A 22,884-nucleotide genomic window follows, 5' to 3' on the forward strand; every position below is an offset into this window, starting at 1 on the left:
ATTTTATTGACAAAAATATTAGTTTTTGCTATTATACATTTAATTTAATTAAGAAAATTAAGAATAAGAAGTAAAAAATGTATGATTTAAGAAAAGCAAAACTGATAGATAAAATAAGTTCACTGGAACTATATAGATATTCAATATTTTTTAGAAATTACATAGAAAATGTAGCAGAAGATTGTCTTAAGAACGGAATTATTCTTGAGTATACTACTAGTCATGTTAGTGAGCTCGAGCTTGCTAGATTAAAAGTGCAACTTAAAAATGCTTTACTAAATTGTATTATAAGCTTCCGTTTTCATGGAATTGGATACATTTTAGTAAAAACTAAAGATACACTAGTAGATCTTGAAAGACCTGTTAATATAGAGCTACCTATTGGATTTGAATACCTTGATTATGAATCTGTAAGAGACTTGGGGGTTGACTTTGATTATGTAACTTACAAAGTAAGAACTAATAATGGAAGCAATTCTTTTGATACGGTCAAAATACACAAAAATCGACTTATAATATACGAAAACTTTGATTATATCTTAAAAAGATATGTTCCGTGTTATACGGAAAGTTTTTTGCTAGATATTTACCTATTTGAGAAGATATACGTTGAAATAGAAAAACGTATTGAAAACCACAATTTTTTGTTTTACAAAGACGAGTCTTTAGTGCAGCTACAAGACGCGCTTTCTAGCGCAACAACGTCTTTGAGTGCGCTAACTCAGAGTAGTAATAATGAAAAAGGCAATAGCTTTTTATCATCCTTTCTAAGAAAACAAAACTCAAATAATCATAGTAAAGATATTTCTAATTTACGCAGTCTTAATGACTCATTGGCAAGTGAACTTGCTAGGCTTAAGAGCAATCTAAGTAATGAGGGGATGTTTTACACAGCTACTCCGAGTGCTAGTTTAGAAGTTATTAAATACGATCTTACCTATTTAAAAGAGGCCTTAGCATTAATTAAAGCAAAAATTGGTGCTGATACTAAGGAGCCTTTAACAAGAAGTTTCAACGAGCAAGCTAAAGGACTTGGAAATGATGGTAAAGGTGATAGGAGCAATTATTATGATTTTCTAAAAGGTGTACAAGAACAAATCCAGAATGCTTGTAATTTAAAGCTTAATAAGTATTTTGGACTTGATATGAAGTTCAATTCATTAGTGATGTTGAGTGATGATCAAAAGGTGGAAAGAGATATTAAGCTAATTGAGCTTTATAGCAAATATAACGATCTTATACAGAGCAGTTCTTTCAATAACGAGGAACGAGCTTTTTTAAAAGAAAAATTATTCTCATTTTGAGAAAAGGAGTTAAGAAGTGATTGAAAATGAAAAGAAAGAAATAATTGAGGATCAAGTTAAAGAAGAACATCAAGTTAAATCTGATACTAAAGTTATAAGCACCCAGGAATTTGAAGAGTATATGAGCTTAAAGGAACAAGCAAGTAATGCAAAACCTAAAGAAACAACTCGTGATTTAAGTATAAATGAGCGAATAACAAAAGAACTTGCTGAAGTTGAAGAGAGAGAGCGTGTTGAAAAGCAATTATTACTGGAGGCAGAGCGCATTAATGAAATTGATACGCTTGCAAAAGCGCATCTTAGCAGTCATTTCAATAAAGAGGTACTACTTGCGAAAGGATATACTCTAAAAGACATTATGCAGGCACAACGCAGAGAACTTGTTCGCAAGTTTGTTCCAATTGAGCAAGTTAAAGCTATTTCCAAAGTATCAGACATAAGCCATATTGATGGAGAGATACTAGAACAACTTGTTTCTTTGGCTAAAGTGAATATCAAATTAAGAAAAAATGCTAATAGCAATTCATCTTCTGTTGAGGTTATTAAAGGAAATATTATTGCTAAATCAGAAGAGAGAGTAAGTTTGCTTGATCCTAATTTTGTACCAATTAATTTCACAGAGTTTGTGCAAGCTTTAAGCAATACTTACAAGCAAAGACGAGTTCAATTTTATGAAAATCTAAAAAGAGATAACAGAAGAAACATTGCTTAAAGGAGTTTTTAATGAGTGATATTACAAAAATTAAACAAGAGTTTGATAAAAAAGTTGAGGAAATTAAAGCATTAATGAAAAATCCCCAGCAAAATGCTAGCTTACTTAGCAATTCTATTGAGTTTAGGGATAAAAATTTAATTTACTCTAATTCTGATGGAGTTTGGACTAGTAGTAAAGACAAAATAGAAAATTATCCTGCTAAAGGGTATCCCTACAAGCGCGGAGTAAAGTTTAGTTTTAGTGCTGATGGTACATCAGAACTTGAAGTTGAGGCTGGAGGTGGTGATGATTTGTATGGAGTATGCACTGATATAGACGAGTTTACTGGTATGGCAACTGTAATTCCAATTACAAACAACTTTACAGGATATTTAGTATTTAAGAAACCAGGAACTGATATAAAGCCGGGTGAGAAGCTGCATTTTAATGCGCAGGGAGAACTTGAAAAGACTAGTGGTTCTGATAAAACTATTAATGCCATAGCACTTTCAAAAGTCCATAAATTGACTGAAGAATTATATATAGGACTTGCTAGCGTTTTTGGAAATAGAGCTTTAAAAGGGTAATTAAATGGCTTTAAAAGGTAAAGAGCAAGTTCCGGATGGTGTTGATGATAATCCACAATTAGGTCTGCAGGCAGAAATTCCAGCTGCTCCTAGAGCTAGGCGTCAAGCAAGACAAGCTGAAGATGATGTAGTAATGGATCCATATCTTGAGTCGGTTAAAGAACTTGATGATATTCTTTTGAAATTCAAAAAATATGCAAAATCAATGAGTTCTGTTGAAAATAAGGTTTTTAGCAGTTCAAGTGGTTGTTTTCAGTCTAAGAATGAGCTAGTTGATGCTTATACATTTGCATGTTCAAGTTATACGGACAAAATAGAAGAATATTTCTACGATCCAAAAAAGAGTTTTCCATATAAGCGTGGGGTTAAACTTGTTCCAAAAGAGAACTCCGTATATGTTGAGGTTGGTGCTGATAATGATATGTATGGCATATGTGTTGATGTATGCGAATTTAGTTGTACTGCGTATGTTTTGCCAATTACAAATAACTTTGAGGGGTACCTTGTTACAAGAAATCCTAGTATAAAATCGGGTCAAATATTAGACATTAATTCAGATGGAGTTATTATCAAGGCTGATGGTGGGCCCCCAACATTAATTAATGCTTATGCACTTTCTGATTCATTTACAATCAAGTTTGCATCAGAAGATAAGGATAAACAAGCTGAAAACATAAGACAAGATTATTCAATTAATTTAATAAAAGTTACAATTTTTGGCAATAGAGGCCTTGAGAAAACAGTAGTTGCTGCTGGTGGTTAAGACTAAAGAATTTAAAAGGAGGAAAGTTAATGGCAGATACAACGCAATTAGTAAAAGAGTATCAAGAAAAGCGCAGTAAACTAGAAAAGTTTATGAAAAATCCACAACATTATACTAGTTTACTAGGCAATTCTATTGAGTTTAGGGACAAAAACGTACAATTTTTTGCTTCTGGAGGCATTAGAACTAGTAGTTTTGATAAGTTGGAAAATCATCCATATTCGGGGTATCCCTATAAGCGCGGAGTAAAAAGAGTTATTCAAGAAGAAAAAAAGGATGAAATTCACTATGAGCCCCATGTTGAGGCCGGAGGCGGTGAAGACTTATACGGAATATGCATTGATGTAGACGAGTTTAGCAAAACAGCTACTATTGTTCCAATTACAAATAATTTTGAGGGTTACCTGGTTGCAAAAGATTCTACACCTAAAGCAAAAGACAAGCTTATTTTTAATAAAGACGGCGCTCTAGAAAAGGTCTCAGGAGGACAAAATAAGACAACTGTTAATGCAATAGCGCTATCTGATGCAAAGCAAATTAGTAATGATGTTCATTTAATAAAAGTAGCAGTGTTTGGAAATAAAGCTGTAAGTAAAAATTAAAAAAATTAAGGAGGTTTTAAATGGAACTTTACGATGAAAATTATTATGCAAAATCTGTAGCTAATATTATAGGAGAAGTTAAAGACCCCATTATGTATAAATGGTTTTTACCTGATCAGATTGAAGATGTTGATCTTAAAATGGGATATCAAAGAACTGTAAAATGGGACGCGTTTTTAAATGCTAATCCTACAACAATTGCTAATGAGGTTAATACTATCTCAACTATTGGGTTTAGTTCTGAAGTAGTTAGACTGAACTATTTAAAATTACAATATAAATTTAGACATTTAAAGCAGACTTCTGAAAAATTTTACACTTCAGACTCATATATTGGCGACATTAATAATAATTTATTGCCTTTTGCTCAAGCTTATAAGCTTGCAAGTAGTGAAATTATCAAACTTATTAATCACTTTGTACTAACAGGAACTGTTTCAATTCAAAAGGACGGAAAAAATCAAAAACGTTTACTTCCTAATATGTACGGACTACTTAATATGCCGGAACAGATAAAAGAAGAAGTTGCACAAGGTGATAAGGATAAGATGGATAAAATATTTGAAAAAATTGAAGCAGGACTTTCAAAATTAGAATTAGGCGACGAATTTTCTACACCTATGATGGTGATAGTTGACCCCGCAACTTCATTGAAATTGGTAAAACCATATGCAGTAGGCCAAGCTGTTACATCAAGTTGTGAAAAATGGGAAGATGTTTTGATCCAAACTATTAAAGCTATTAATAATAGAGAAGATGTTTATATTGAAACTTCAAACTTGCTAAAACATCAAATACTCATTTATCCGTTAAACTCAGCGCTTATTAAATTTAAGCCTAGCAAGTACATGTTGCCTACACCAAATGAACAAGTTGATAAGGATTCAACTGATATTGCGCATTCATACATTGATTTTGTTTTAGGAGGTCTACTTGCTACCAAGAAGACTATTTTGCAAGTAAACATTAAACAAAGTTAATAAGATAAGGCAAATAAAATGAGCGAACAAAAGGACTTGCAAGTACAAGCTGAAAATGAAGAAGAACTCTTAACAACAAAACTTCATTCTCAAGTGTTATTGCTATTAGGAATAGATCAACTAGCACTAAGTAGGCAAAATTTTCTACTTCACTTATCTTTACTTCAAGCTATTTTGGTAACACGTGGTATTGACGCTAGTTCACTTACATATGAACAAATATTTTTACTTACCTTTTATCATATGGGTTGTCAATTAAGAAAGCAAGGAGTTGTTCGAGAATTTGAATTTGAAAGGATTAAAAAAGAGAAATTCAATGAGCTTGAACTTGATTATTATCCTAGCAGTGGTGGAGGCGAAGAAGGTGGTGGAGAAAGTTGTGGGTCAAATAAGAACTTTTGTTCACAACTTGATGCATTTTTAGAAAAACTAAAAAGAGAAACCTCAACGCCGTCTTGTGTAGGAGTTGTATAGTGAGTGGCGTTAGAAAAAGACTTTCAGATATGTCTACACGTATGATCAACGTTTTTAAGGATCCTAGCCCTTTAAGATTTTATAAAGGCACTGTTGTAAAACTTGAAAATGACGATTCTTATCAAAGAGTATTTGATAAGAATAAGTACACCGAATTTGCTGGAGTAATTATTGACATAAAACCACAAGAACTTGCAATGCTTTATGACTCCAATATATCTGATATTCAAGGGTATTCTAAACTTTACACATATCAAGATCTTAACTTTGAACTAAAAGACCGAATATCAATTTCAGATTTGGTTTACTTTGAAATATTTAGCATTGACTCTTCAATAGGATACTTTACGCTGGTTTTAAAGGAATTTATATGGACGGACTAGACTTTACAATTGAATTGGAAATTGGTTGGTTTGGAGGTCGTTCTAATATTGCTAGAATGCACGAGAAAGGCGGCGCTAAATTACCAGTAAGAAAACATTTAACTAAAATTGCTGGTAGTTCTGAATTTAGAGAATATATCAACAATAGTTATATAAATTCTAAGTTCAATATTGAGCCTAAATTAGGAATGAGTGCTATTGGAGAAGCTTTTGTAAGATACTATGAGAATTATGTACTTTCAGGGCAAGTTACACCGGGTTTAAAGGATAGTACAATCAAAAGCAAATTAAGAAAAGGTAGCAGCACTGCATCAATCCCACTTGTTGATACATCAAAAATGTTATCAGAACTAACTTATAAGGTGCTTGAATGATTGTAACTTTAGATTCGATTTTAAATCATTTAATCCAAATATTTAAAGGCTTTAAGGTCTATGCAACTGAAAATAATTTTGAATGCGATATTATAAATACTTACAATCATCCGTACCTTTCAAAAATTACAGCTGCTAGCCCCAATATAATAGCATTGAAATTTGATGGTACAGAACATCTATTTGATCATGACTGCAAAACTGGTGCATTTTATGAAAATGCTTTGGAATTTAGTGTGAATTTCCAAATATATATTATTGCAGTAGTATTAAATGCTAAAGATTTTGATTCTAATTCGCGTATGCTAATACTTTATGGTATGCTTAGCGAGTTTCTACATAATAGAGTCCATAAGTATACTTTAGAAAATCAATCTCAACCCGAGTATGTAAATAAAATCAACTTTTACATTTATCCAACATCTAATATGCAAACAGTTGGACTAATAAATTTAGGTACAAAATATAGCAATCATGCATACAGTGCATCTGTAGCATTTAATGCTAGTGTAAAAGCAATTGAAATTTTAAAGGAGGAGTACGTAATTGCCTGAAAATACAATTAGTGTAAGTTTGGTAGACTCTAGCATTCAAGCTAATACACCCAACTATTACAATCCACTTTTGGTCTACAAAACAGCCAAAATTAAAGTTAACAAAGATGCTGCTAACTATAAAACATTGAGTTTGACTGTTAATAACTATGAAAAAGAAATTGAAACTTTAGAAAAAGATAATGGAAATGGACAAGATCAGTTTGGAAAAGAAAAAACACTATTGAAAACCGCAATGTCAAATTTTTTCAATTCAACTGAAGAGTCCTTAAAATCAGTTGTTCTTTTCATTTATAAGGATAAGCCCGAGGAACTTAAAAACTATCTTAAAGCGTATAGGCACTCTTTTGTTGTGCTTATTAATACTGAAGGGGACAATTCAGATGATGGACTAACTGTTTATAAAGATGACTATGCTAAGTTTAAAATGTCTTCAACTTTTTTTGTATTCTCAACTAAAGAGCAAGAGATAAAAGAACTATTTAAGGATAAAAGCAATCTTGAGAAAGAAAGAAATATTGTTGTTTATAGCAATAATAGAGATAATTTACACCTTAAATTTATAAGTGCATATTTGCATCAAGCAAGCATTTTCCACTCTGTTAATCCATATGGTATGCCATTAGCTACTACACCACTTCTTGACGATGCTGTAATTAAAAAGTTAAGGGATGCAAAAATTAACTTTTACTCACTTCTTAACGAGACTGGTCTTGACGGTATATCTGCTTTTAAGGAGGGTGTTGATCTTTCTGGTAAAGCAATAGACGAGATTTTTACTTACCACTACATAAAAAATGAGGCTATTGTTGAGCTTATTCGAATTTGGAATAAAAACAATAGACAAAATAGTAAATTATCTGCACTACAACTTAGTGGCGCTAGAGATAATGCCTATACTTCAGCAATTGAATGCCTACTCAAACGGTTTATTGATAGGGGACTACTTGTAGAATACAAGGACTTAAAGCTTACCCTATCAGGCACCAAACAGCTTAAATTGGAACTTAGCGTGAATATTACTTACAACTTTAGTATTAATGCAGCTACTTTAGTGATTACTTCTCAAGATATAGTTGATTATCAAAATAGTTTAAACGTATAAGGAGTTAAAAATTATGCAATTTTATGATTTAAGGGAAGTTTACTTTTCAATCGGTGGTATACAACTGCACAGTGGTAAACTAGAGCTTACAAGCGAGCCTACTACAAGAGCAGTTGTTAGTACTGAAGACAAAGGATTTCCTGTAATAAGCTTACGTGACCCTAAAACTATAACTTATATTTTCAACATTGAAGTCACTCTAGGCAGTCATGACTATATTGCGTTAACTGAAATTGCAGACGATCAGTTTTATAACATGGATGTTAGCAAATATGATAAAATGCTTGATTTAGCATTCAATGATAGAATTGCTACCAAAATTATTTCTAACCATGCAATTTTCACTGAAGAACCCTCAAGAAGTTATTCAGCAGAAGCTGAAAAAGTGACTTTTGAGATTAGGGCTATTAATTGCCAAAAAACACACCCAAATAAAAGCTAAAAGGAGAATCTTTCCATGATAATGAGATATAAAATGAAAATTTTAACCAAAAATAAAACCTATGAATACCCACTTAGAGTATTACCAGTCTACGAATGGGATAGAGTACTAGGATTTAATCAAAGCGACGCTATTTATAAGCTTAATGAAGTTAAATACTTAAGAGAAATTACAAGCTTAATGATAAGTCCAAAGTTTTTAGACGAATTTTATGTAATTCTAGATGCAAATAGAGAATTTATCTCTTATTATAAGGACTATCTTGTTGCTATTATCTACACCGCGCAATTCAATACTTTTCACGCAGATAATGACCTTAAAAAACCCGCTTTAGCATATTTGAGTGAATACGAAAATAATGTTGGCGATTTTGTTACTTTTGATTATATCGATGATAATTTTGATTATGAAAAAGTAGCTGCTTCACTTACATCAAATTCTAATGAACTAGTTGCTAAATGAGGAAAATAAATAAAGATATTGACAAAGCTATTGCAAGTCTTAATGAGACTAGAAAAAAGTATTTCAACTTGATTGAAGAGATAAAAAACGATAAATACTATTTTCCAGTAATTATGAATATTTGCTCATACGATGATGTTAAGAAAATGCCTTATGATGAGCTTTTAGAAGTTAACCGTATTGCTGATCTTAAATTAGAAAAAGAATTGTATGAATTAATTTTAAGTAAATGAGGGATTAATGAGCGACAAATTCACCATTAAATTTAAGGGCGTTCTTGATCATGCAGCAACAAAAAAAGCTATCGAACAAGATATTACCAAAATGGAAAAATATCTTAAGCCTAAAAAATCTAGTTTGGGTAGTACTAAAGATATTGTAAAAAGTAATTTGTCGGATAAGAAAAAAGAATTAAGCAAACAAACTAAATTTGAAAGCTTAAGAGAGCGTGTTGAGAAATATAGACTTACACAAACTAAAAAGCTTATGAAACAAGGCATGGGTTTTGAAAAAGCTCGAAAAGAAGCTTTCAAAAGGTCTTTAATGTCTGATAGAGATAAAAGGCGCCTTGAGTATAAAGAGCTTGCAAAAGAATCAAAAGCAAAAAGTAAAATGCTAGCGGCTTCTCAAGGGAAAGGACTTGTTGCCAAAATTGCTATAGGTAGCGCTCTAGGAACTGTTATTGGCAACGCTGTTAGTAGAGTAAGTGGTGGGATTTTTGGTTTTGTGTTCGGCTGGATTAAAAAATCAGTTGAAGCAATTTCTCAACAGAAAAAAGCACAACACCTCAATAGCGCATTTTATACAGAAAAACAACGGGCATTATTTATGGGAACTAAAGATAAGGAAGGGAATATTACCGGGGGAATTCTTAATAATAGGAAAGGATTTGAGCGTGACTTAGAAAAAGAAGAGTTTCTGCGGCAATTTTCTCTTATTAAGGGCACTCTAACAAGTATGAAACAATTGACTCCAGAGAGATTAAAACTTACGGGGGAAATGATGGCCGATCTTGTATCTAGCGGTCATGCTAGCATGAAAGAGGCTGCAGCACTTGTTGACGCGCATATTAGAGGATATGGGAACCTTTATAATACAATGGAGGGCACAATAAAAGGCGAAAAATATACGGTACAAGCAAAAGATAACTATGAAAGAGACGCTCGGGGCAATGATTATAACTTTAGATTTAAGAAACTTGCAGAAATGCATCGTGATTACGCAAGTTTCGGCCTTACAAAATTTTCTGATGAGAAAGAAAAGATTGATAGCAATTTAACCAAACTTGAACAATCTCTTATGAATGTGACTGCTGCGGGTATGCAACCGGTGCTTGAGGGTGCTTCAAGAATAATTGATTGGGTCGAAGACTTAATAAAAACATATAATACAGGGGGCATTACCGGAATTATAAGCAAAATGGCTACAAGTGTTGCAAGTTCTATAGGTTCTGCAATTTCCAATGCGTTCCAAAGTGCAATAGGCTCATTATCTGGATTATCTTCAGGGGCGGCAAAAGTCGCATATGCCGCTCTGAAGTTATTGGCAGGGCTTGTTGGAATTAAGTTGTAGTAAAAGGTAATTACTTATGGACATTAACAATAAAAATATTATTAATAATAAAACAATATCGCCTGCAGAAAAAGAGGATTCTACGGGTATTATAAATGCAAATAGTGACAATTGCGAAAATAAAAAAGAAGGGGAAATGTCGTGTGAAGAGACTTCTCAATTAATAAAAGATATAGGGACTCAACTACTTGCTCTTTTTGGAGCAGATAACTTTTTATTGCTATACCCACGACCAGATTTTAGAGGTTTTGGATATGTGCCACAATTGTTTTTTATAAAACCAAAAACCCAGCTAATCTCACGGTCTTATAATACTAGTTATTCTAAACGACCAGTTATCAACTATTATGATAGAAAAGCGCAATATGTAAGCTACAACCCCGTAATGACAGGAGAACATATCTCATTAAGTGGTGGGATATTAACTTCTATGTACAAACATATGCTTTCAATATTTAAAACCACTGTTTTTGAGAATTTTTTGTTCCGCTTTGACTCTCACCTTGTAAAAGAACAACTATCCAATAGACTGCAGGCTCAAGTTCCTTTTACTATCTACAGTCCAACTTTTGGATTTAAAGAATTAGCTATAATTACAAATCTTTCGTTTAAGGACACTCCCTTCATCGATGAAGTTGAAGTTAGTCTGTCAATGGAGGTAGTGAAAACATTTAAATTAGAAAAATATAAAGGATAATATATGTTAGTGACTCATGATTCTAAAACAGTACTACTAAGTTATGATTTTAAAATTGAGTTTTACAATGTAGATGAATCAAAAAAATCAACTGATGGAACTCCTTTTCCGAAAAAAATTCCTAAAATTATAATCAATACACAAGACAGAATTCATGTTGATATTTCCATATTTAATAGATTATCAGCAGACTTAAATACTGTAAGTTCCAAACAAGCAAAAATTGTACTTTGGAACTTGCCACTAGACTTTACCGACCACATAAAATTTGGAGATATAGTAAAAATATATTATAAGAAATTTGCTCATGAGAAAAAATTTGATTTTATAATGGCGGGCACTTTAGAGCACCCCATGAGCACTGATTATCCTGGTGGAGATTTTAGTGTCGAGCTCGAAGTTAAATTATTAACTAATAGCAACTTCTTCAATCGCAAATTGAAGGACAAAGAGGGAAAAGTGGGTAAAAACTTTAAGGGCATGACGGTGCAAGATGCGATAGAGTCTGTATTTCCTAATCGCAATATCATTAACATGAATGATAAAGATAAACTTAAAGTAATCGACAAAAATATTTATGCCTCAACTCCAAAAGAGTTTATTGAAAAAATAATAAAAGGAAAATACGTTCATAACGTAATAACTGATACTGGCTATCATGATTACGAAATTGAATGCAATTTCGTATTTACTAATTACGAACAGGAAGGTGAAAATACCCACTATGAGGCATTAGAAGATTATGGGCTTGAATTTATACCACAACAAGAAGTTGATATCGAGCATGAATTTAAGACAAGGCGTATATATTGGAACGCTAAAATATTTTATACACATAAACTAAGAGTTGGTGATAAAGTTTCATTTATAGACGGACTAGGGAACATTATAAAAAATACCATACAAGAAACAAGTGCGGGGCTTAGCAATACAGGAGATTGTTCATTATCACTTAAGCTATATGACGCCTCTAATTTTGCACCAATGAGATAATAAAGGGGGTAAAATGGACTTAGAGCATATAATTTACAAAATGAACAAGCGTATTTATGGAAATACATTAACACAAGAAGACGTAAAAAATTGGATTTATTCAAATATTTTCATAACTCGACTTGGCACTGTAAAGGAATTTAAACAGCAAACACAAGAAGCTGTAGTTATAATACCAGAATTTGAAGACTTAGAAATTCACACAAAAAATATTTCTAATATCAATTTTGAACTATCAAAAGGCGATGCTGTTTTACTACTTCAATCAAGCATCAATATTTTTGATAAAAATGACGATATTCATTTCGACAAACATCATTTTTACATACTTAGCGCAATTAGTCCAAAAACTTTAAATTTAATTTCTGATACTGTTAAGATTAAAGCAAATAGTAGAATTGAAATAGTCAACCAAACAACTAGCTTGAAAGAAATCCTGGAAAGTATTGTAAGTGCTATCAACGGTATAACTATCATAGGAGACAAAAAAACAACTATTAACTATCCAGCATTACAAGCGGTGACCGCTAGAATTTCTGCTAATATCAACAGTTTGTTTAAGTAATTTTTGCTAAATATGGTATAATTATTAGTATGGATTTAAGAATTGGAAATAATTTTGAATTGGTATTTAATAATGATTTTTCGCTTGTTGATGGAATTGACGAGCAAAAACAAAAATTATTTATATTCCTAAAAACCTTAAGGGGTAGTTTAAGCTATGCTCCTAATTGGGGCCTGGACTATTTCTTGCTTTTGAAACTTTTAAAAATTAATAATCTTCAAGCTGTAAAAAACTATTTTTATGAAATATCTAAAGATCTTAACTTAGATATAATCAATATTTCAATTGCAATACAAGACCGTAAAGCAAATATATCCTTTTTTTTCTCTGGTGATGTTTTGAATATGGAGTTTACTTTATGAGTATTGTTTTTGATTCTGATTTTGGTATTCTAAAGCGCACAATTGGGGATATAGTACGATCCAAAAGAGAATACTTACGCATAAATTATGGAATTAACATTGATGATAGTAATAGCTCGATTTACAACATTATTGCATCTTCTTTAGCATTAATTGAAGAAGAAATAATTAATGAGCTTAATCTCTTTTTTTCTAAAATGAAACCGGGTGGTACTTATTGGACTGCAATTGAAGAACATATTTCCTCTAAAAGCACAACTTACAACGCAGTTCGAGCTGCTTTACTTAATCTTAATGGAGTGGAACACGCTAATATTAAAAGTTCAGCTGGTAAAGCTAATATATATCTAATTCTTAAAGAAGATTTATTAGACACTGCTAAGACTAATATTAACAATCCTGAATTTAAAGCTAAACTTTGGAAAACATTATATCTAACAACTCCTAGTGGTACTTTACTTGATGGAGACATAGAAATTGATGGACTCAACCCAACCGGGCAACTTAAATCCTACAAAATATCACTGGGAAAAAGAAAATATGTTTATATGAAAGTAAAGTACAAACTTGATCTTAAAAACTATCTCTACTTAAACATAGACTCTCAAATTAGAAACATATATTCTAGGATTATTTCAAATAACTATTCTGATATGGGCATTAGCTTTGAATATCAAGACTTTTTTGCTCCAGTCAATGAAGTAAAAGGGATTAAGTTTATGGAAATTAAAGTTTGTGTTAAAGATACAGACACTGAAAGTATCTCAAAAATCAGTGATGGCGATTTTCAAACAAATCAAGATATTGCTATCACTGATGATACAATGCTGCTTTTCAATACAACTGATCGACTACTTATTGACATTGATACTTAAAAAGTATGAAAATACCTAATTTTTTAAAAACCACTGAAGTTCAAAAATTTATAAGTACAGAAACTGAGTACGCACAAAAACTTCTTAATGAGCTTAAAGCACTTAATTCCAATTTCATATCCATTGATGCAAAAGAAAATATAAAATCAAGATATATTGCCATATGGATATCTCAAGTCTTATCAATTTTTTATGCAAAAACTCAAACTCTACAAAGCATTACAAGCAATATCAATAGTGTTATTTTTGCTTTACGACATATTGGCACTGACGAGTCATTTAGACTGATTTTTAAGGCTTTTTTGAATGTGGATATTTCAGTTACTACACCTGAAGCTGGTGTTATTGATATCTCTTTAAAAGGGGCAATAAAGACAAACTTTACTGCATTTATTACACCCAGTACTGCAAAAGGGAAAAGGCCTAAAAAGATACTAATTAGAGAAAAGAAAAAAGGATACGCTGCATCTAAAAAGGCTTTAGTATTCAACTCACTTCCCAAAGGCTATGATCATTCAATTTATGCTTTTATAAAGGGGATTATTCCTATTGGTAGAGTTCTCAAAATTAATAATGAAACTGGTAACAATATTATTACTTTTAACAATTAAGGAGGTTATATGGCTGGAGAAGAAGAAAAATTATTAATTGATGAGGAAGAAACAGTCCAAATCAAAGATTTAAATAAGGTTACGACTGTTAAAAACACTGATCTTTTACTACTTGATGATGGAGTTGCAAGTAGCAACGCTATCACCTTTAAAAACTTTTTGAAAACCGTAAACCATCAAACATTTAAAGGGGAAGAGCTGGGCGAGTTTAAAGAGATAATTAAGTCCACAATCGCTACTGAACTTGCAGCTGATGAAGAGTTTGTAAAAAAAATTTACGCTAAAGTAATAGACAAGCTAATTGGCAATGATTCTGATAAGCTTTCTAACCTTTTTAGCAAAATTAAATCGCGCCTAACAAGTAGCATATCATCAGCCACTCTATCTAAATATGACGATCTTTTGATAATGTCTTCTTCAACTATTCAAAAAACACCTGTTCCAAAACAGTTCCTTGGGGTGCCGTCAGACTTTAGTGCTTATCTGAGCACTCCTGTTGACACCATACTGTATCCGTCTGACTACAAAAATCAAAGACTGCAAGTAGATTTGGACCAATCAAGAGGTGCAACTCTTATTTTTTATAAAAGCTATGACGATACCCCCATTTATCTTGATATAGAACTTGACATAGATCAAAACAAAGGAGAAGGTAGATCCTTATATCTAAGATATTCAGATGAACCTGATAGTACAAATAACCGAAATTTAGTTTTTTCAAGCGGAACTTTCACTGGTGTAATCTCACTGTACAAAGGATGGTATGTCCAAAAAAGATGGGTGAACGTCCCAGTTCTATTAAAGCTGTAAAATTTTTTAGCAAAAATTACATTTTTGCTATATAATATATATATCAAAAATTAAAATGAGGGATTGAAAAATGGATATTAAAATAACCGAACTTCTTATTAATCTAAATGAAATTAAACTAATAGCCGTAATGATTTTTGTAACAGTAATAGTTTTAGGGGTGTTAATTCTTCTCAAGCCGTTGCTAAAAGACATATTATCTATAGCAATAGGCAAGATTTTTAAAAATGGAAATGGCAACAATCATATTAAAAAACGAGATTAATTTATGAAATTATCTAAAGATAATGTTGAGCTTGGACTTACGTCTTTATCAAACCTTATTGATATATTTTCTAAATTTGAAGATGAATTTGATGAAATGGCACATAAGGGATTCTTTTTGGTTTATGAACTATATTCTCATTATCAATTAATATATACAGCAAATATGGAAAGACTTGAAAGTGCATTAACTCCAACAATATTAAAAACACTGGCCCCAATAAATGAGAAAATCAATCAATGTATTGATCTAGTTAATTCTGATGAAAAAAATCTAAAAATATCTAATAATCTAAAATTCAATCAAGAAGGAAAACCTATCTATAAGGAAAGAACAAATAATGCAAAATAACACTATTGGTTTAGGACTTAATTTACTATCCAACTTAACTAACATAGCTAAAACTGATACAAACATAGATCATAATTACATTAATACTTTTAATAGGGTAATAGATTTTTTCTATAAAACATATATTGGAACATTAAAATCTATGGAAACGGCCGAATCAACTAAAATATTTGAAGAAATACAAGATATCTTAAAATACAATCTTGAGATAATAGAAGCTATCTCTAGCAGTAAAAGTAATAAAATTATCTCCTCATTAAAAGCAAAACGCAACAAAATCATGCGGGAATACGTCAATATACTTAAAAGGGGTGATAATGCTTAAACTAGTAAGCTACTTATTACTTACTTTACTACTATGTTGTAGTACCATTGCTAGCCTACCAGACGAGCCAAAACCACCAATTATTAAAACACTAGGCGCTTTAGCTAAATATGAGGCTCAATTATCAGATTATGTTATGTACCTTGTAACATTTTTAGCTAAAACAAAAGTTAAAGTTAATGATCCAAATTATCCAGAATTTACTTATCCAGATTTATCAACACTAAAAGACGAACACACAATGACTTCAGTAAAACATAATATCAAACTACTTTTAGAATACATTCAAAAAACAAAACCCATAGCAAAAAAAGTCTATAATCAGTATTCAAGATTAAAAATGTAAATTACAAAAAGTTTTTTCTTGCAAGAAATTATACTTTATATTGTTAATAGACAACCCCTATTAACCCAAAATAGTGTACAATAGAACTATAAAGGAAAAATATTATGAAACCCGTGCTAACAAATACTGTAAGTGAAGAACAAATATATAACGAATTTATAAGATTGGGAATGGAACAACTAATAGCACAAGATTTATCTAAAAGATATTATCACAATGAACTTACCTATAGAGATTTAGAAAATTTAGAAAAACAATTTGGGATAAAGTTTGATAATCTTGTTTCTAAGATTGATAGCGCAGAAAAGAATTTAGATACCAAGATTGATGGTTTAGAGACTAAAATAGATAGTGTAAAAAATGAACTTAATACTAAAATCGATTTCGTAGAAAAGAATTTGAATACCAAAATAGATGGTATAAAGAATGAATTTAATGCCAAAATAGATGGTGTAAATACTAAAATTGACACTGTAGAAAAGAATTTGAATACTAAAATAGATACTATAGAAAAGAATTTAAATATCAAAATAGATAATTTAGACGCTAAGATTGACACCGTAGAAAAGAATTTAAAACAAGATATGTCTAATTTGGCACAAGATATAAAACAAAATCTTGACGAAAAACTCAAAATTCATGAAAAATTTTTATTAGAAAAACTTAATATAAGCAACAGATTAATAATTATTATTACAATAATAATAGCTCCAATTGCTATATCTAGCATAGCAAATATTATTACGTCGCTAATTAATGGGTTTTCTAAATAGAAATTACAAATAATCCTCAAAATACAATTTATCATTTCCAAACAATCCCCTAAAAACCCGCAATATTTCTCAAAATAGGATATATACTTACAAGAATAAACTTTTTTGTTACTTAATGTATTGTACTGAAGATAAAAAAAAGGAGTAATAATGAAAATTATAAATATATTATTTTGTTTGTTTTTGCTTGTTCTAAATAGCTGTAATTCTAATGATACTCATACTCAGCAAGTAAAAAGTAGAAAAAAACGTGATTTAGAACAAAAAGAGTCACAACAAGAAAAACCTAAATCTAAAGAAGAACTTCTTAGAGAAAAGCTAACTGATGCTCAAAAAACACAACTTGACTGGTTAAAAACCGCTTTAACTGGTGATGGAGAATTTGATACATTTTTACAACATGATGAATCCAAAATAAAATCAGCACTTGAACACATAAAAACTGAACTTGCTAAATGTAATGGAAATGATGAAGGAAAAAACACTTTTAAAGAGGTGGTTGAAGGCTTCTTTAACGGCGGTGATATAGATAATTTTGCAACTCAAGCAATTACTACATGTAATTAGAAATAACAGCCCCCAAATAAGGGGGCTTTAAACATATTGCTATGCTGCAAATATATAATCAAATTGTTTATCTTTTTTCAAGACACTAAAGAATATTAGCGGGCTAGCACCATAAATAGGTTGTTTAAACGACATAAACTTTTCAAAATCTTGCAAATCCTTTAATCTATTATTTCTCTTGAAATAGTCTTTTATAATCTCTGCCCAATAGTTTATACTCTTAAAATCACTATTTTTCTCAAAATACGAGATTAAATCGGCTTCAATTTTCTTGATATCATCAATATTGTTGGGATCTATATTCTGAATAAAGCTTATTTTTTGAATAATTGAGTTTATATTATCTTTTGTTGTAGAGCTATTTACCCAATTTTTTATATTAGATAGAGCGTCTTTAAAAATACTGTAGTAATAAAACCTATCTTTTTTTTGTTCTTGCTTAATATTATCTTTCTGATTGTAATTAATCTCTTTTTTTTGTTCTCGCTTTTGATTAACACTAATTTGCTTGTTAGGCATATAATTTTTGTTTTCATAATTATTGTAATTAGGGTCTGCATCGGTATCCATTTCACTTTCTACCATGAGAAATGAAGCTAACGCATACCTTTTGGTATAAGTAATAGCTGAGCCAAATCGATGATACACTGTATTTGTAACTTTAGTACTATTTTCATCATCATTATCGTTGAATTGTAAATTTTCTGTAAACATTGGTGTATCAAATGATTCTCTGTACCCAGTACTTTTACTGAAAAATGTAGTCCTAATAACGTGCTCCTTTTGACCATCTACATATTTAGAAGTTGGATATTGCCATAAACAAATATCTAAATTATGATTTTTAATAACGTTTTTAATTTCTTTAGCTATTTCGTTATAATTCTGATACTTATAACCATATCCCTGAAGATTTTTATCAATCCCTGATAAATTTATAATTAGAGTGTGCATATCGTTTAAGAATTTAATTTCTGCTTGAGTATTATTTTGCATATTATCTTGAATATTTAAATTATTATTTTTTGACACATTGTTCATAATGTACTCCTTCAATTTTGGTTAATAATAATTATATAGCAAAAACTATTTTTACCAAGTTTTTTACAAAAATTTTTGCAAAAAAATAGAGCTTAGCTAGATTCTCTTTCTAAAAGAACTAAGCTAAGCCCTTTCAATTATTTTTTTGCAAATTACCAAAATTAAAGGTAGTCGCAAATGTCAATATTTAAACAACTACGTTATTTGTAGTGTATCCCAATTTAGAATTAAAATCAAATTATTTTCTTTAAATTACAAAAAGTGTATTTAATTAACAAAATTAATAATTAAATTTAATATTTTTTAGAAAAGTCTTTACTTTTAAATCAAAATTTTGCATTATATTATTAATTATTATTAACCAAAATTGAAGGAGGATGACGATTATGTCAATACCAACCAATAAAAAAAGTCCAATTTGCTATAATAAACATCAACACAAATTAATAGTTCTTATCGCAACATTAAAGTATGTAAACAAAAAGTATAAAAAATACACTCAACAAAACATACTCTATTACTTTAATGAGAATCTAAAAAGAAATGGTCAAGCTACCATTAAACTAAAAACACTACAAAATTATCTTTACGAATTAGAAAAAAAATTTAAAGTCACAACTAATTATCACAAACACATGGGGGTAAATTGCGGAACCGAAATCTACTATAAACTCAATTTTCCAAAAAAAGAGTGCTACTTTAAAATCAACAAATTCTTTGAAGAAAAAAAACAATCAAGATTTGAAAAAAGGGTTAAAATAGGCCTTAAAGAGAGATTTATTAAAAATGGGAATGTAGATTTTAAGGAGTGTTTAAGTAATAACAATAATAATAAAAAAGAAGAAAGAAATAATCAGATAGAAAATTTTCAAGTAATAAACTATTACAATAAATGTAACTTTAAAAATAAAGAATTTCTTCTAATTTTATTAAACTTAGATATTAGTAAAGATAAAAAAATTGAAATAATTAAAGCTTTAAAAAGATTTGAAATTAAAACAACAAAAAGTAAAAATATACATTTTAACAAAATTTCTTTCAAAGATAAGCAAAACAAATTAAAAGAAACTTTAAACAATACTCAAAAAAAAATGGAAAAAAAAGGATATAATCCAAAACAATTGGAAACAGAATTTAAAAAAATATATGAAAATTACAAATTTAAACCCCATTTTATAATTGAAAATCAAAAATATAACGATTTAAGCAAAATAACTCTCAAATTAGAAAAAATAATTGAGATAAAAAAAGAAAATTCTTCAAAAAATTATGAGAACTTGAAGATAAACACTTTCAATATACTTATTGAGCGACTAAAAAATACGACAAATATTGAAGTACTAAAACCAATTGTAAAAGCCTATTTAAGTAGCAAAAAGAAATTAGAATACAATAACGTATTTAACACGTATTATAATGATTTATTAGAGATAATAAGAAATTCTTTAACGATAGAAGAATTTAGTAAAAAGGTTATATAAGGATTAAATATGGAAAAAAATATACGGAACAAGGACCACTAACAAAATGGATAATAAAAAACCTAAAATAATTACAATCGCGTCAATTAAAGGCGGTGTTGGTAAAAGCACCAGCGCAATAATTTTGTCGACTTTATTATCAAAAAATAATAAAGTTCTTTTAATTGATATGGATACTCAAGCATCTATTACTAGTTATTTTTACGAAAAAATAGAAAAACTAGGTATTAATTTTACCAAATTTAATATTTATGAGATTTTAAAGGAAAATGTAGACATTGATAGTACTATTATAAATATAGATAATAATCTTGATCTTATACCTAGCTATCTTACGCTACATAATTTTAGTGAAGATAAAATCGAATATAAAGATTTTTTGTTAAAAACAAGCTTAGGAACTTTACATCATATATATGACTATATAGTAATTGATACAAATCCCAGTTTAGATGTTACACTAAAAAATGCACTTTTATGTAGTGACTATATAATAATTCCAATGACAGCTGAAAAGTGGGCAGTGGAAAGTTTGGATTTATTTAATTTTTTTGTAAGAAAATTGAATTTATTTTTACCTATATTTTTAATAATAACAAGATTTAGAAAAAATAGAACACATAAAACATTGTTTGAAATGTTAAAAACAAAAGATGGGTTTTTAGGAATAATATCTGAAAGAGAAGACTTAAATAGACGAATAGCAGAAAATAATAATTTTGATTTAAATAAAGATTATATAAAAGAGTATAAAAATATTTTAGAAATTTTTTTTAAAAAAGTATAAAGTCTAATTAGTAGACTGTTGAATATAAAAGGAGTTTAAGTTGGATATTAAGGTAAATAAAAGAGATTTAAGCGATAATGGAAATTATATTATTGCTGATAGTGCATTAAATCATTATAATTCTTTAAAAGAAAAGTTAAAAATTAATTCTAAAAAAGAAATCTATTGTAAGTTAGAAACTTTAAAAATTTTAAAAGAAATTAAAGATAATGAATATTATAAACTTGATGGGTATAAAAGTTTTGAAGCTTTTTCTAAAGATTATAGACTTGCAAGAGCACAGGTCTATAATTATTTAAAAATTGCTAATGCAATAGAAGATGGGATTATACAAGAAGAATTTCTAATAAAAAATGGCATACTGGAAACATTAATTATATTAAGAAATAAAGAGAGCAAAACAATAAAAAAGTCAAAACAAAACCCGATAAAGCCTCTAAGATTTCAGCTTAAAAAACAAGAAAGTTATGATTTTTACAAAAATCATGCTAAATTTACAGCGTTTATCTTGGAAGAACTTCTTGAAAATCAAAAAGATTTTCTTAACAAGCTTTTAAAAAAATATAAACAATTAAAAGGATAATAAGAGGATTGTATGAGCAATTTAGCGTATAGGACATACAATATAGAAAGTATTAAAAATGAATTTTTAAACATCGGGTTTAGTGAGGAGGCAATAGATTTTGTTTTTCTTCATAATGATAATTACAACTTTGAATATTTAAAAGAGAAAATAATCGATGTAGAGAAGAATTTACGAAAAGATATATCTAATTTAGACGTTAAAATAGATAATGTAGAAAAGAGTTTACGAAAAGATATATCTAATTTAGACGTTAAAATAGATAATGTAGAAAAGAATTTAAATACCAAGATAGATTCTGTTAAAAACGAACTTAATACTAAAATAGATAATGTAGAGAAGAATTTACAAAAAGATATATCTATTTTAAATGCTAAAATAGATAATGCAGAAAAAAATTTAAATATCAAAATGGATTTTTTTAAAAATGAACTTACTAATAAGATTGAAAATGAAGTAAAGAATTTACATTTAAAACTTAGCATGGGGAACAGAATGGTACATTTTTTGATAATCGCAGCAGCAATTTTTGGACCGTTTATACATTCATTTTTAATGCAATATATACAAGGCGTCAAATAATGAAAAATTATATAATGTGACTTTTCCAAGTATTATATCATTAAAACCAATGAATTTTATTGGAAAATAACGTTTTATTTTTGATCTATTCTAAATTAGAACTTATTTGAATTTTATAACAAAAGAATCTAAATAAGTTCTTTTTTGGTAAAAAGACAAATTGATTTTAATTCTAAATTGAATTATGATTAATTAGTAGAATTATTTTTATAATAAATTCTGCTAAACCCTTGACTTTATTAAATTCTTTTAACAAGAGATTTTAATAAAGTCCCCACTGTTTTTTTACAAAAAGTTTTACAAATAAATTGACAACAACTATTTTTGTTATATTATTGTCAAATAACGTTGATTGCATAAACACCAACGAAGGTTAATTATTTAGAATTTTCCAAAAATCATTAGTGGGAATTTATAGAATTTCTTTCGTAAGAGATTTTCTATAAGTTCTCCATATTTTTATTTACAAGAAATTTTGTGTAAAAGTTGACAAAAACATATATTATTATATAATAGGTATAGCTAAAAAAATGTTAGTTTCATAAATCAAAAATCAATTTAATTAGGTTGGGAC

At 29.4% G+C, this 22,884-nt stretch carries 33 protein-coding genes; 32 read left to right on the forward strand and 1 reads right to left on the reverse strand.

From position 1 onward, the window contains the following. Positions 1–77 precede the first annotated feature (77 nt). From QIA21_RS07395 to QIA21_RS07530, 28 genes are all read left to right on the forward strand, one after another. A complete protein-coding gene (locus tag QIA21_RS07395) occupies positions 78–1,304 on the forward strand; it encodes an anti-CBASS protein Acb1 family protein (protein WP_418905727.1) in 1,227 nt (408 codons plus the stop codon). Between the two features lie 16 nt (positions 1,305–1,320). Next, positions 1,321–2,016 carry a DUF1357 family protein gene (locus QIA21_RS07400; protein WP_418905728.1) on the forward strand — a complete coding sequence of 232 codons (696 nt, stop codon included), beginning with the start codon at positions 1,321–1,323 and terminating at the stop codon, positions 2,014–2,016. A gap of 11 nt (positions 2,017–2,027) precedes the next feature. Further along, positions 2,028–2,585, forward strand: a complete 558-nt coding sequence (locus tag QIA21_RS07405; protein WP_418905833.1) for a DUF228 domain-containing protein — start codon at positions 2,028–2,030, stop codon at positions 2,583–2,585. 4 nt (positions 2,586–2,589) lie between these two features. After that, positions 2,590–3,348, forward strand: coding sequence for a DUF228 domain-containing protein (locus QIA21_RS07410; RefSeq protein WP_418905834.1), 759 nt, complete (start codon positions 2,590–2,592; stop codon positions 3,346–3,348). Positions 3,349–3,377: 29 nt separating this feature from the next. Next, a complete protein-coding gene (locus tag QIA21_RS07415; protein WP_418905853.1) occupies positions 3,378–3,950 on the forward strand; it encodes a DUF228 domain-containing protein in 573 nt (190 codons plus the stop codon). Positions 3,951–3,970: 20 nt separating this feature from the next. Then, the gene (locus QIA21_RS07420) at positions 3,971–4,930 is read left to right on the forward strand and encodes a hypothetical protein (RefSeq protein ID WP_418905732.1); all 960 of its coding nucleotides are present in this window, start codon (positions 3,971–3,973) and stop codon (positions 4,928–4,930) included. A gap of 18 nt (positions 4,931–4,948) precedes the next feature. Continuing rightward, the gene (locus tag QIA21_RS07425) at positions 4,949–5,404 is read left to right on the forward strand and encodes a DUF3890 domain-containing protein (RefSeq protein WP_418456171.1); all 456 of its coding nucleotides are present in this window, start codon (positions 4,949–4,951) and stop codon (positions 5,402–5,404) included. After that, complete coding sequence (locus QIA21_RS07430; RefSeq protein ID WP_418905733.1) at positions 5,404–5,787, forward strand: DUF1506 family protein; 384 nt, start codon at positions 5,404–5,406, stop codon at positions 5,785–5,787. Before QIA21_RS07425 ends, QIA21_RS07430 begins: the two co-directional genes overlap by 1 nt. Continuing rightward, complete coding sequence (locus tag QIA21_RS07435) at positions 5,775–6,161, forward strand: hypothetical protein (protein WP_418905762.1); 387 nt, start codon at positions 5,775–5,777, stop codon at positions 6,159–6,161. The genes QIA21_RS07430 and QIA21_RS07435 overlap by 13 nt, the downstream gene beginning before the upstream one ends. Continuing rightward, complete coding sequence (locus QIA21_RS07440; protein WP_418905854.1) at positions 6,158–6,715, forward strand: DUF764 family protein; 558 nt, start codon at positions 6,158–6,160, stop codon at positions 6,713–6,715. Before QIA21_RS07435 ends, QIA21_RS07440 begins: the two co-directional genes overlap by 4 nt. Continuing rightward, a complete protein-coding gene (locus QIA21_RS07445; protein ID WP_418905802.1) occupies positions 6,708–7,820 on the forward strand; it encodes a DUF787 family protein in 1,113 nt (370 codons plus the stop codon). Before QIA21_RS07440 ends, QIA21_RS07445 begins: the two co-directional genes overlap by 8 nt. Positions 7,821–7,833: 13 nt before the next feature. Continuing rightward, positions 7,834–8,262, forward strand: a complete 429-nt coding sequence (locus QIA21_RS07450) for a DUF1463 family protein (RefSeq protein WP_006434231.1) — start codon at positions 7,834–7,836, stop codon at positions 8,260–8,262. Between the two features lie 15 nt (positions 8,263–8,277). Continuing rightward, positions 8,278–8,724: a DUF1473 family protein gene (locus QIA21_RS07455; protein ID WP_418905737.1), complete on the forward strand. Its 447-nt coding sequence runs from the start codon at positions 8,278–8,280 to the stop codon at positions 8,722–8,724. Further along, positions 8,721–8,957 (forward strand): DUF1322 family protein, encoded by a 237-nt coding sequence (locus QIA21_RS07460; RefSeq protein ID WP_418905738.1) that lies wholly within the window; start codon positions 8,721–8,723, stop codon positions 8,955–8,957. Before QIA21_RS07455 ends, QIA21_RS07460 begins: the two co-directional genes overlap by 4 nt. A 7-nt stretch (positions 8,958–8,964) precedes the next feature. Continuing rightward, positions 8,965–10,296 carry a DUF759 family protein gene (locus tag QIA21_RS07465; RefSeq protein WP_418905785.1) on the forward strand — a complete coding sequence of 444 codons (1,332 nt, stop codon included), beginning with the start codon at positions 8,965–8,967 and terminating at the stop codon, positions 10,294–10,296. 16 nt (positions 10,297–10,312) lie between these two features. Then, positions 10,313–10,993: a DUF792 family protein gene (locus tag QIA21_RS07470; protein ID WP_418905740.1), complete on the forward strand. Its 681-nt coding sequence runs from the start codon at positions 10,313–10,315 to the stop codon at positions 10,991–10,993. A 3-nt stretch (positions 10,994–10,996) separates the two neighbouring features. Further along, positions 10,997–11,986, forward strand: a complete 990-nt coding sequence (locus tag QIA21_RS07475) for a DUF693 family protein (RefSeq protein WP_418905741.1) — start codon at positions 10,997–10,999, stop codon at positions 11,984–11,986. Between the two features lie 13 nt (positions 11,987–11,999). Continuing rightward, positions 12,000–12,551: a DUF777 family protein gene (locus tag QIA21_RS07480; RefSeq protein ID WP_418905855.1), complete on the forward strand. Its 552-nt coding sequence runs from the start codon at positions 12,000–12,002 to the stop codon at positions 12,549–12,551. Between the two features lie 29 nt (positions 12,552–12,580). Next, positions 12,581–12,913 (forward strand): contractile injection system sheath initiator, encoded by a 333-nt coding sequence (locus tag QIA21_RS07485; protein WP_418905666.1) that lies wholly within the window; start codon positions 12,581–12,583, stop codon positions 12,911–12,913. Beyond that, the gene (locus tag QIA21_RS07490) at positions 12,910–13,788 is read left to right on the forward strand and encodes a DUF276 domain-containing protein (protein WP_418905820.1); all 879 of its coding nucleotides are present in this window, start codon (positions 12,910–12,912) and stop codon (positions 13,786–13,788) included. The genes QIA21_RS07485 and QIA21_RS07490 overlap by 4 nt, the downstream gene beginning before the upstream one ends. 5 nt (positions 13,789–13,793) lie before the next feature. Continuing rightward, the gene (locus QIA21_RS07495; RefSeq protein WP_418905744.1) at positions 13,794–14,399 is read left to right on the forward strand and encodes a DUF735 family protein; all 606 of its coding nucleotides are present in this window, start codon (positions 13,794–13,796) and stop codon (positions 14,397–14,399) included. A 9-nt stretch (positions 14,400–14,408) separates the two neighbouring features. After that, on the forward strand, positions 14,409–15,209 hold the full coding sequence (locus QIA21_RS07500; protein ID WP_418905856.1) for a DUF685 domain-containing protein: 801 nt from the start codon (positions 14,409–14,411) through the stop codon (positions 15,207–15,209). A gap of 70 nt (positions 15,210–15,279) precedes the next feature. Further along, positions 15,280–15,474, forward strand: coding sequence for a BlyA family holin (locus QIA21_RS07505; protein ID WP_418905746.1), 195 nt, complete (start codon positions 15,280–15,282; stop codon positions 15,472–15,474). A gap of 3 nt (positions 15,475–15,477) precedes the next feature. Further along, on the forward strand, positions 15,478–15,825 hold the full coding sequence (locus tag QIA21_RS07510) for a BlyB family putative holin accessory protein (protein WP_418905767.1): 348 nt from the start codon (positions 15,478–15,480) through the stop codon (positions 15,823–15,825). Next, complete coding sequence (locus tag QIA21_RS07515) at positions 15,815–16,150, forward strand: BlyB family putative holin accessory protein (RefSeq protein WP_418905789.1); 336 nt, start codon at positions 15,815–15,817, stop codon at positions 16,148–16,150. Before QIA21_RS07510 ends, QIA21_RS07515 begins: the two co-directional genes overlap by 11 nt. Continuing rightward, entirely contained in the window at positions 16,143–16,496 is a 354-nt protein-coding gene (locus QIA21_RS07520; protein WP_418905805.1) for a BBA14 family lipoprotein, read from the forward strand. Before QIA21_RS07515 ends, QIA21_RS07520 begins: the two co-directional genes overlap by 8 nt. A gap of 104 nt (positions 16,497–16,600) precedes the next feature. Further along, positions 16,601–17,269: a Bdr family repetitive protein gene (bdr, locus tag QIA21_RS07525; RefSeq protein ID WP_418905844.1), complete on the forward strand. Its 669-nt coding sequence runs from the start codon at positions 16,601–16,603 to the stop codon at positions 17,267–17,269. A gap of 150 nt (positions 17,270–17,419) precedes the next feature. Then, positions 17,420–17,836, forward strand: coding sequence for an Mlp family lipoprotein (locus tag QIA21_RS07530; RefSeq protein WP_418905845.1), 417 nt, complete (start codon positions 17,420–17,422; stop codon positions 17,834–17,836). A gap of 39 nt (positions 17,837–17,875) precedes the next feature. Here the strand turns inward: QIA21_RS07530 and QIA21_RS07535 are convergent, their stop codons facing one another. After that, entirely contained in the window at positions 17,876–18,877 is a 1,002-nt protein-coding gene (locus QIA21_RS07535; RefSeq protein ID WP_418905846.1) for an ERF family protein, read from the reverse strand. Between the two features lie 386 nt (positions 18,878–19,263). Here QIA21_RS07535 and QIA21_RS07540 point away from each other — a divergent pair, with 386 nt between their 5' ends. The 4 genes from QIA21_RS07540 to bdr (QIA21_RS07555) are packed head-to-tail and all read left to right on the forward strand — an operon-like array spanning position 19,264 to position 22,310. After that, positions 19,264–20,358: a plasmid maintenance protein gene (locus QIA21_RS07540; RefSeq protein WP_418905857.1), complete on the forward strand. Its 1,095-nt coding sequence runs from the start codon at positions 19,264–19,266 to the stop codon at positions 20,356–20,358. A gap of 46 nt (positions 20,359–20,404) precedes the next feature. Continuing rightward, positions 20,405–21,145, forward strand: a complete 741-nt coding sequence (locus QIA21_RS07545) for a ParA family protein (protein ID WP_091974005.1) — start codon at positions 20,405–20,407, stop codon at positions 21,143–21,145. 40 nt (positions 21,146–21,185) lie between these two features. Continuing rightward, on the forward strand, positions 21,186–21,728 hold the full coding sequence (locus tag QIA21_RS07550) for a chromosome replication/partitioning protein (protein ID WP_012579278.1): 543 nt from the start codon (positions 21,186–21,188) through the stop codon (positions 21,726–21,728). A 12-nt stretch (positions 21,729–21,740) separates the two neighbouring features. Further along, complete coding sequence (gene bdr, locus QIA21_RS07555; protein WP_418905847.1) at positions 21,741–22,310, forward strand: Bdr family repetitive protein; 570 nt, start codon at positions 21,741–21,743, stop codon at positions 22,308–22,310. Positions 22,311–22,884 lie beyond the last annotated feature (574 nt).

The organism is Borreliella japonica, from assembly GCF_030438115.2.
GTDB classification, from domain to species: Bacteria; Spirochaetota; Spirochaetia; order Borreliales; family Borreliaceae; genus Borreliella; species Borreliella japonica.

What these genes read in the sequence shown, in the direction of transcription:
- bdr (WP_418905844.1), top strand. Translation starts at nt 16,601, where the DNA reads ATGAAACCCGTGCTAACAAATACTGTAAGTGAAGAACAAATATATAAC.
- QIA21_RS07395 (WP_418905727.1), top strand. Translation starts at nt 78, where the DNA reads ATGTATGATTTAAGAAAAGCAAAACTGATAGATAAAATAAGTTCACTG.
- bdr (WP_418905847.1), top strand. Translation starts at nt 21,741, where the DNA reads ATGAGCAATTTAGCGTATAGGACATACAATATAGAAAGTATTAAAAAT.
- QIA21_RS07405 (WP_418905833.1), top strand. Translation starts at nt 2,028, where the DNA reads ATGAGTGATATTACAAAAATTAAACAAGAGTTTGATAAAAAAGTTGAG.
- QIA21_RS07530 (WP_418905845.1), top strand. Translation starts at nt 17,420, where the DNA reads ATGAAAATTATAAATATATTATTTTGTTTGTTTTTGCTTGTTCTAAAT.
- QIA21_RS07450 (WP_006434231.1), top strand. Translation starts at nt 7,834, where the DNA reads ATGCAATTTTATGATTTAAGGGAAGTTTACTTTTCAATCGGTGGTATA.
- QIA21_RS07510 (WP_418905767.1), top strand. Translation starts at nt 15,478, where the DNA reads ATGAAATTATCTAAAGATAATGTTGAGCTTGGACTTACGTCTTTATCA.
- QIA21_RS07500 (WP_418905856.1), top strand. Translation starts at nt 14,409, where the DNA reads ATGGCTGGAGAAGAAGAAAAATTATTAATTGATGAGGAAGAAACAGTC.
- QIA21_RS07545 (WP_091974005.1), top strand. Translation starts at nt 20,405, where the DNA reads ATGGATAATAAAAAACCTAAAATAATTACAATCGCGTCAATTAAAGGC.
- QIA21_RS07505 (WP_418905746.1), top strand. Translation starts at nt 15,280, where the DNA reads ATGGATATTAAAATAACCGAACTTCTTATTAATCTAAATGAAATTAAA.
- QIA21_RS07420 (WP_418905732.1), top strand. Translation starts at nt 3,971, where the DNA reads ATGGAACTTTACGATGAAAATTATTATGCAAAATCTGTAGCTAATATT.
- QIA21_RS07415 (WP_418905853.1), top strand. Translation starts at nt 3,378, where the DNA reads ATGGCAGATACAACGCAATTAGTAAAAGAGTATCAAGAAAAGCGCAGT.
- QIA21_RS07515 (WP_418905789.1), top strand. Translation starts at nt 15,815, where the DNA reads ATGCAAAATAACACTATTGGTTTAGGACTTAATTTACTATCCAACTTA.
- QIA21_RS07460 (WP_418905738.1), top strand. Translation starts at nt 8,721, where the DNA reads ATGAGGAAAATAAATAAAGATATTGACAAAGCTATTGCAAGTCTTAAT.
- QIA21_RS07455 (WP_418905737.1), top strand. Translation starts at nt 8,278, where the DNA reads ATGATAATGAGATATAAAATGAAAATTTTAACCAAAAATAAAACCTAT.
- QIA21_RS07435 (WP_418905762.1), top strand. Translation starts at nt 5,775, where the DNA reads ATGGACGGACTAGACTTTACAATTGAATTGGAAATTGGTTGGTTTGGA.
- QIA21_RS07465 (WP_418905785.1), top strand. Translation starts at nt 8,965, where the DNA reads ATGAGCGACAAATTCACCATTAAATTTAAGGGCGTTCTTGATCATGCA.
- QIA21_RS07490 (WP_418905820.1), top strand. Translation starts at nt 12,910, where the DNA reads ATGAGTATTGTTTTTGATTCTGATTTTGGTATTCTAAAGCGCACAATT.
- QIA21_RS07475 (WP_418905741.1), top strand. Translation starts at nt 10,997, where the DNA reads ATGTTAGTGACTCATGATTCTAAAACAGTACTACTAAGTTATGATTTT.
- QIA21_RS07440 (WP_418905854.1), top strand. Translation starts at nt 6,158, where the DNA reads ATGATTGTAACTTTAGATTCGATTTTAAATCATTTAATCCAAATATTT.
- QIA21_RS07520 (WP_418905805.1), top strand. Translation starts at nt 16,143, where the DNA reads ATGCTTAAACTAGTAAGCTACTTATTACTTACTTTACTACTATGTTGT.
- QIA21_RS07470 (WP_418905740.1), top strand. Translation starts at nt 10,313, where the DNA reads ATGGACATTAACAATAAAAATATTATTAATAATAAAACAATATCGCCT.
- QIA21_RS07495 (WP_418905744.1), top strand. Translation starts at nt 13,794, where the DNA reads ATGAAAATACCTAATTTTTTAAAAACCACTGAAGTTCAAAAATTTATA.
- QIA21_RS07485 (WP_418905666.1), top strand. Translation starts at nt 12,581, where the DNA reads ATGGATTTAAGAATTGGAAATAATTTTGAATTGGTATTTAATAATGAT.
- QIA21_RS07425 (WP_418456171.1), top strand. Translation starts at nt 4,949, where the DNA reads ATGAGCGAACAAAAGGACTTGCAAGTACAAGCTGAAAATGAAGAAGAA.
- QIA21_RS07540 (WP_418905857.1), top strand. Translation starts at nt 19,264, where the DNA reads ATGTCAATACCAACCAATAAAAAAAGTCCAATTTGCTATAATAAACAT.
- QIA21_RS07480 (WP_418905855.1), top strand. Translation starts at nt 12,000, where the DNA reads ATGGACTTAGAGCATATAATTTACAAAATGAACAAGCGTATTTATGGA.
- QIA21_RS07535 (WP_418905846.1), bottom strand. Translation starts at nt 18,877, where the DNA reads ATGAACAATGTGTCAAAAAATAATAATTTAAATATTCAAGATAATATG.
- QIA21_RS07410 (WP_418905834.1), top strand. Translation starts at nt 2,590, where the DNA reads ATGGCTTTAAAAGGTAAAGAGCAAGTTCCGGATGGTGTTGATGATAAT.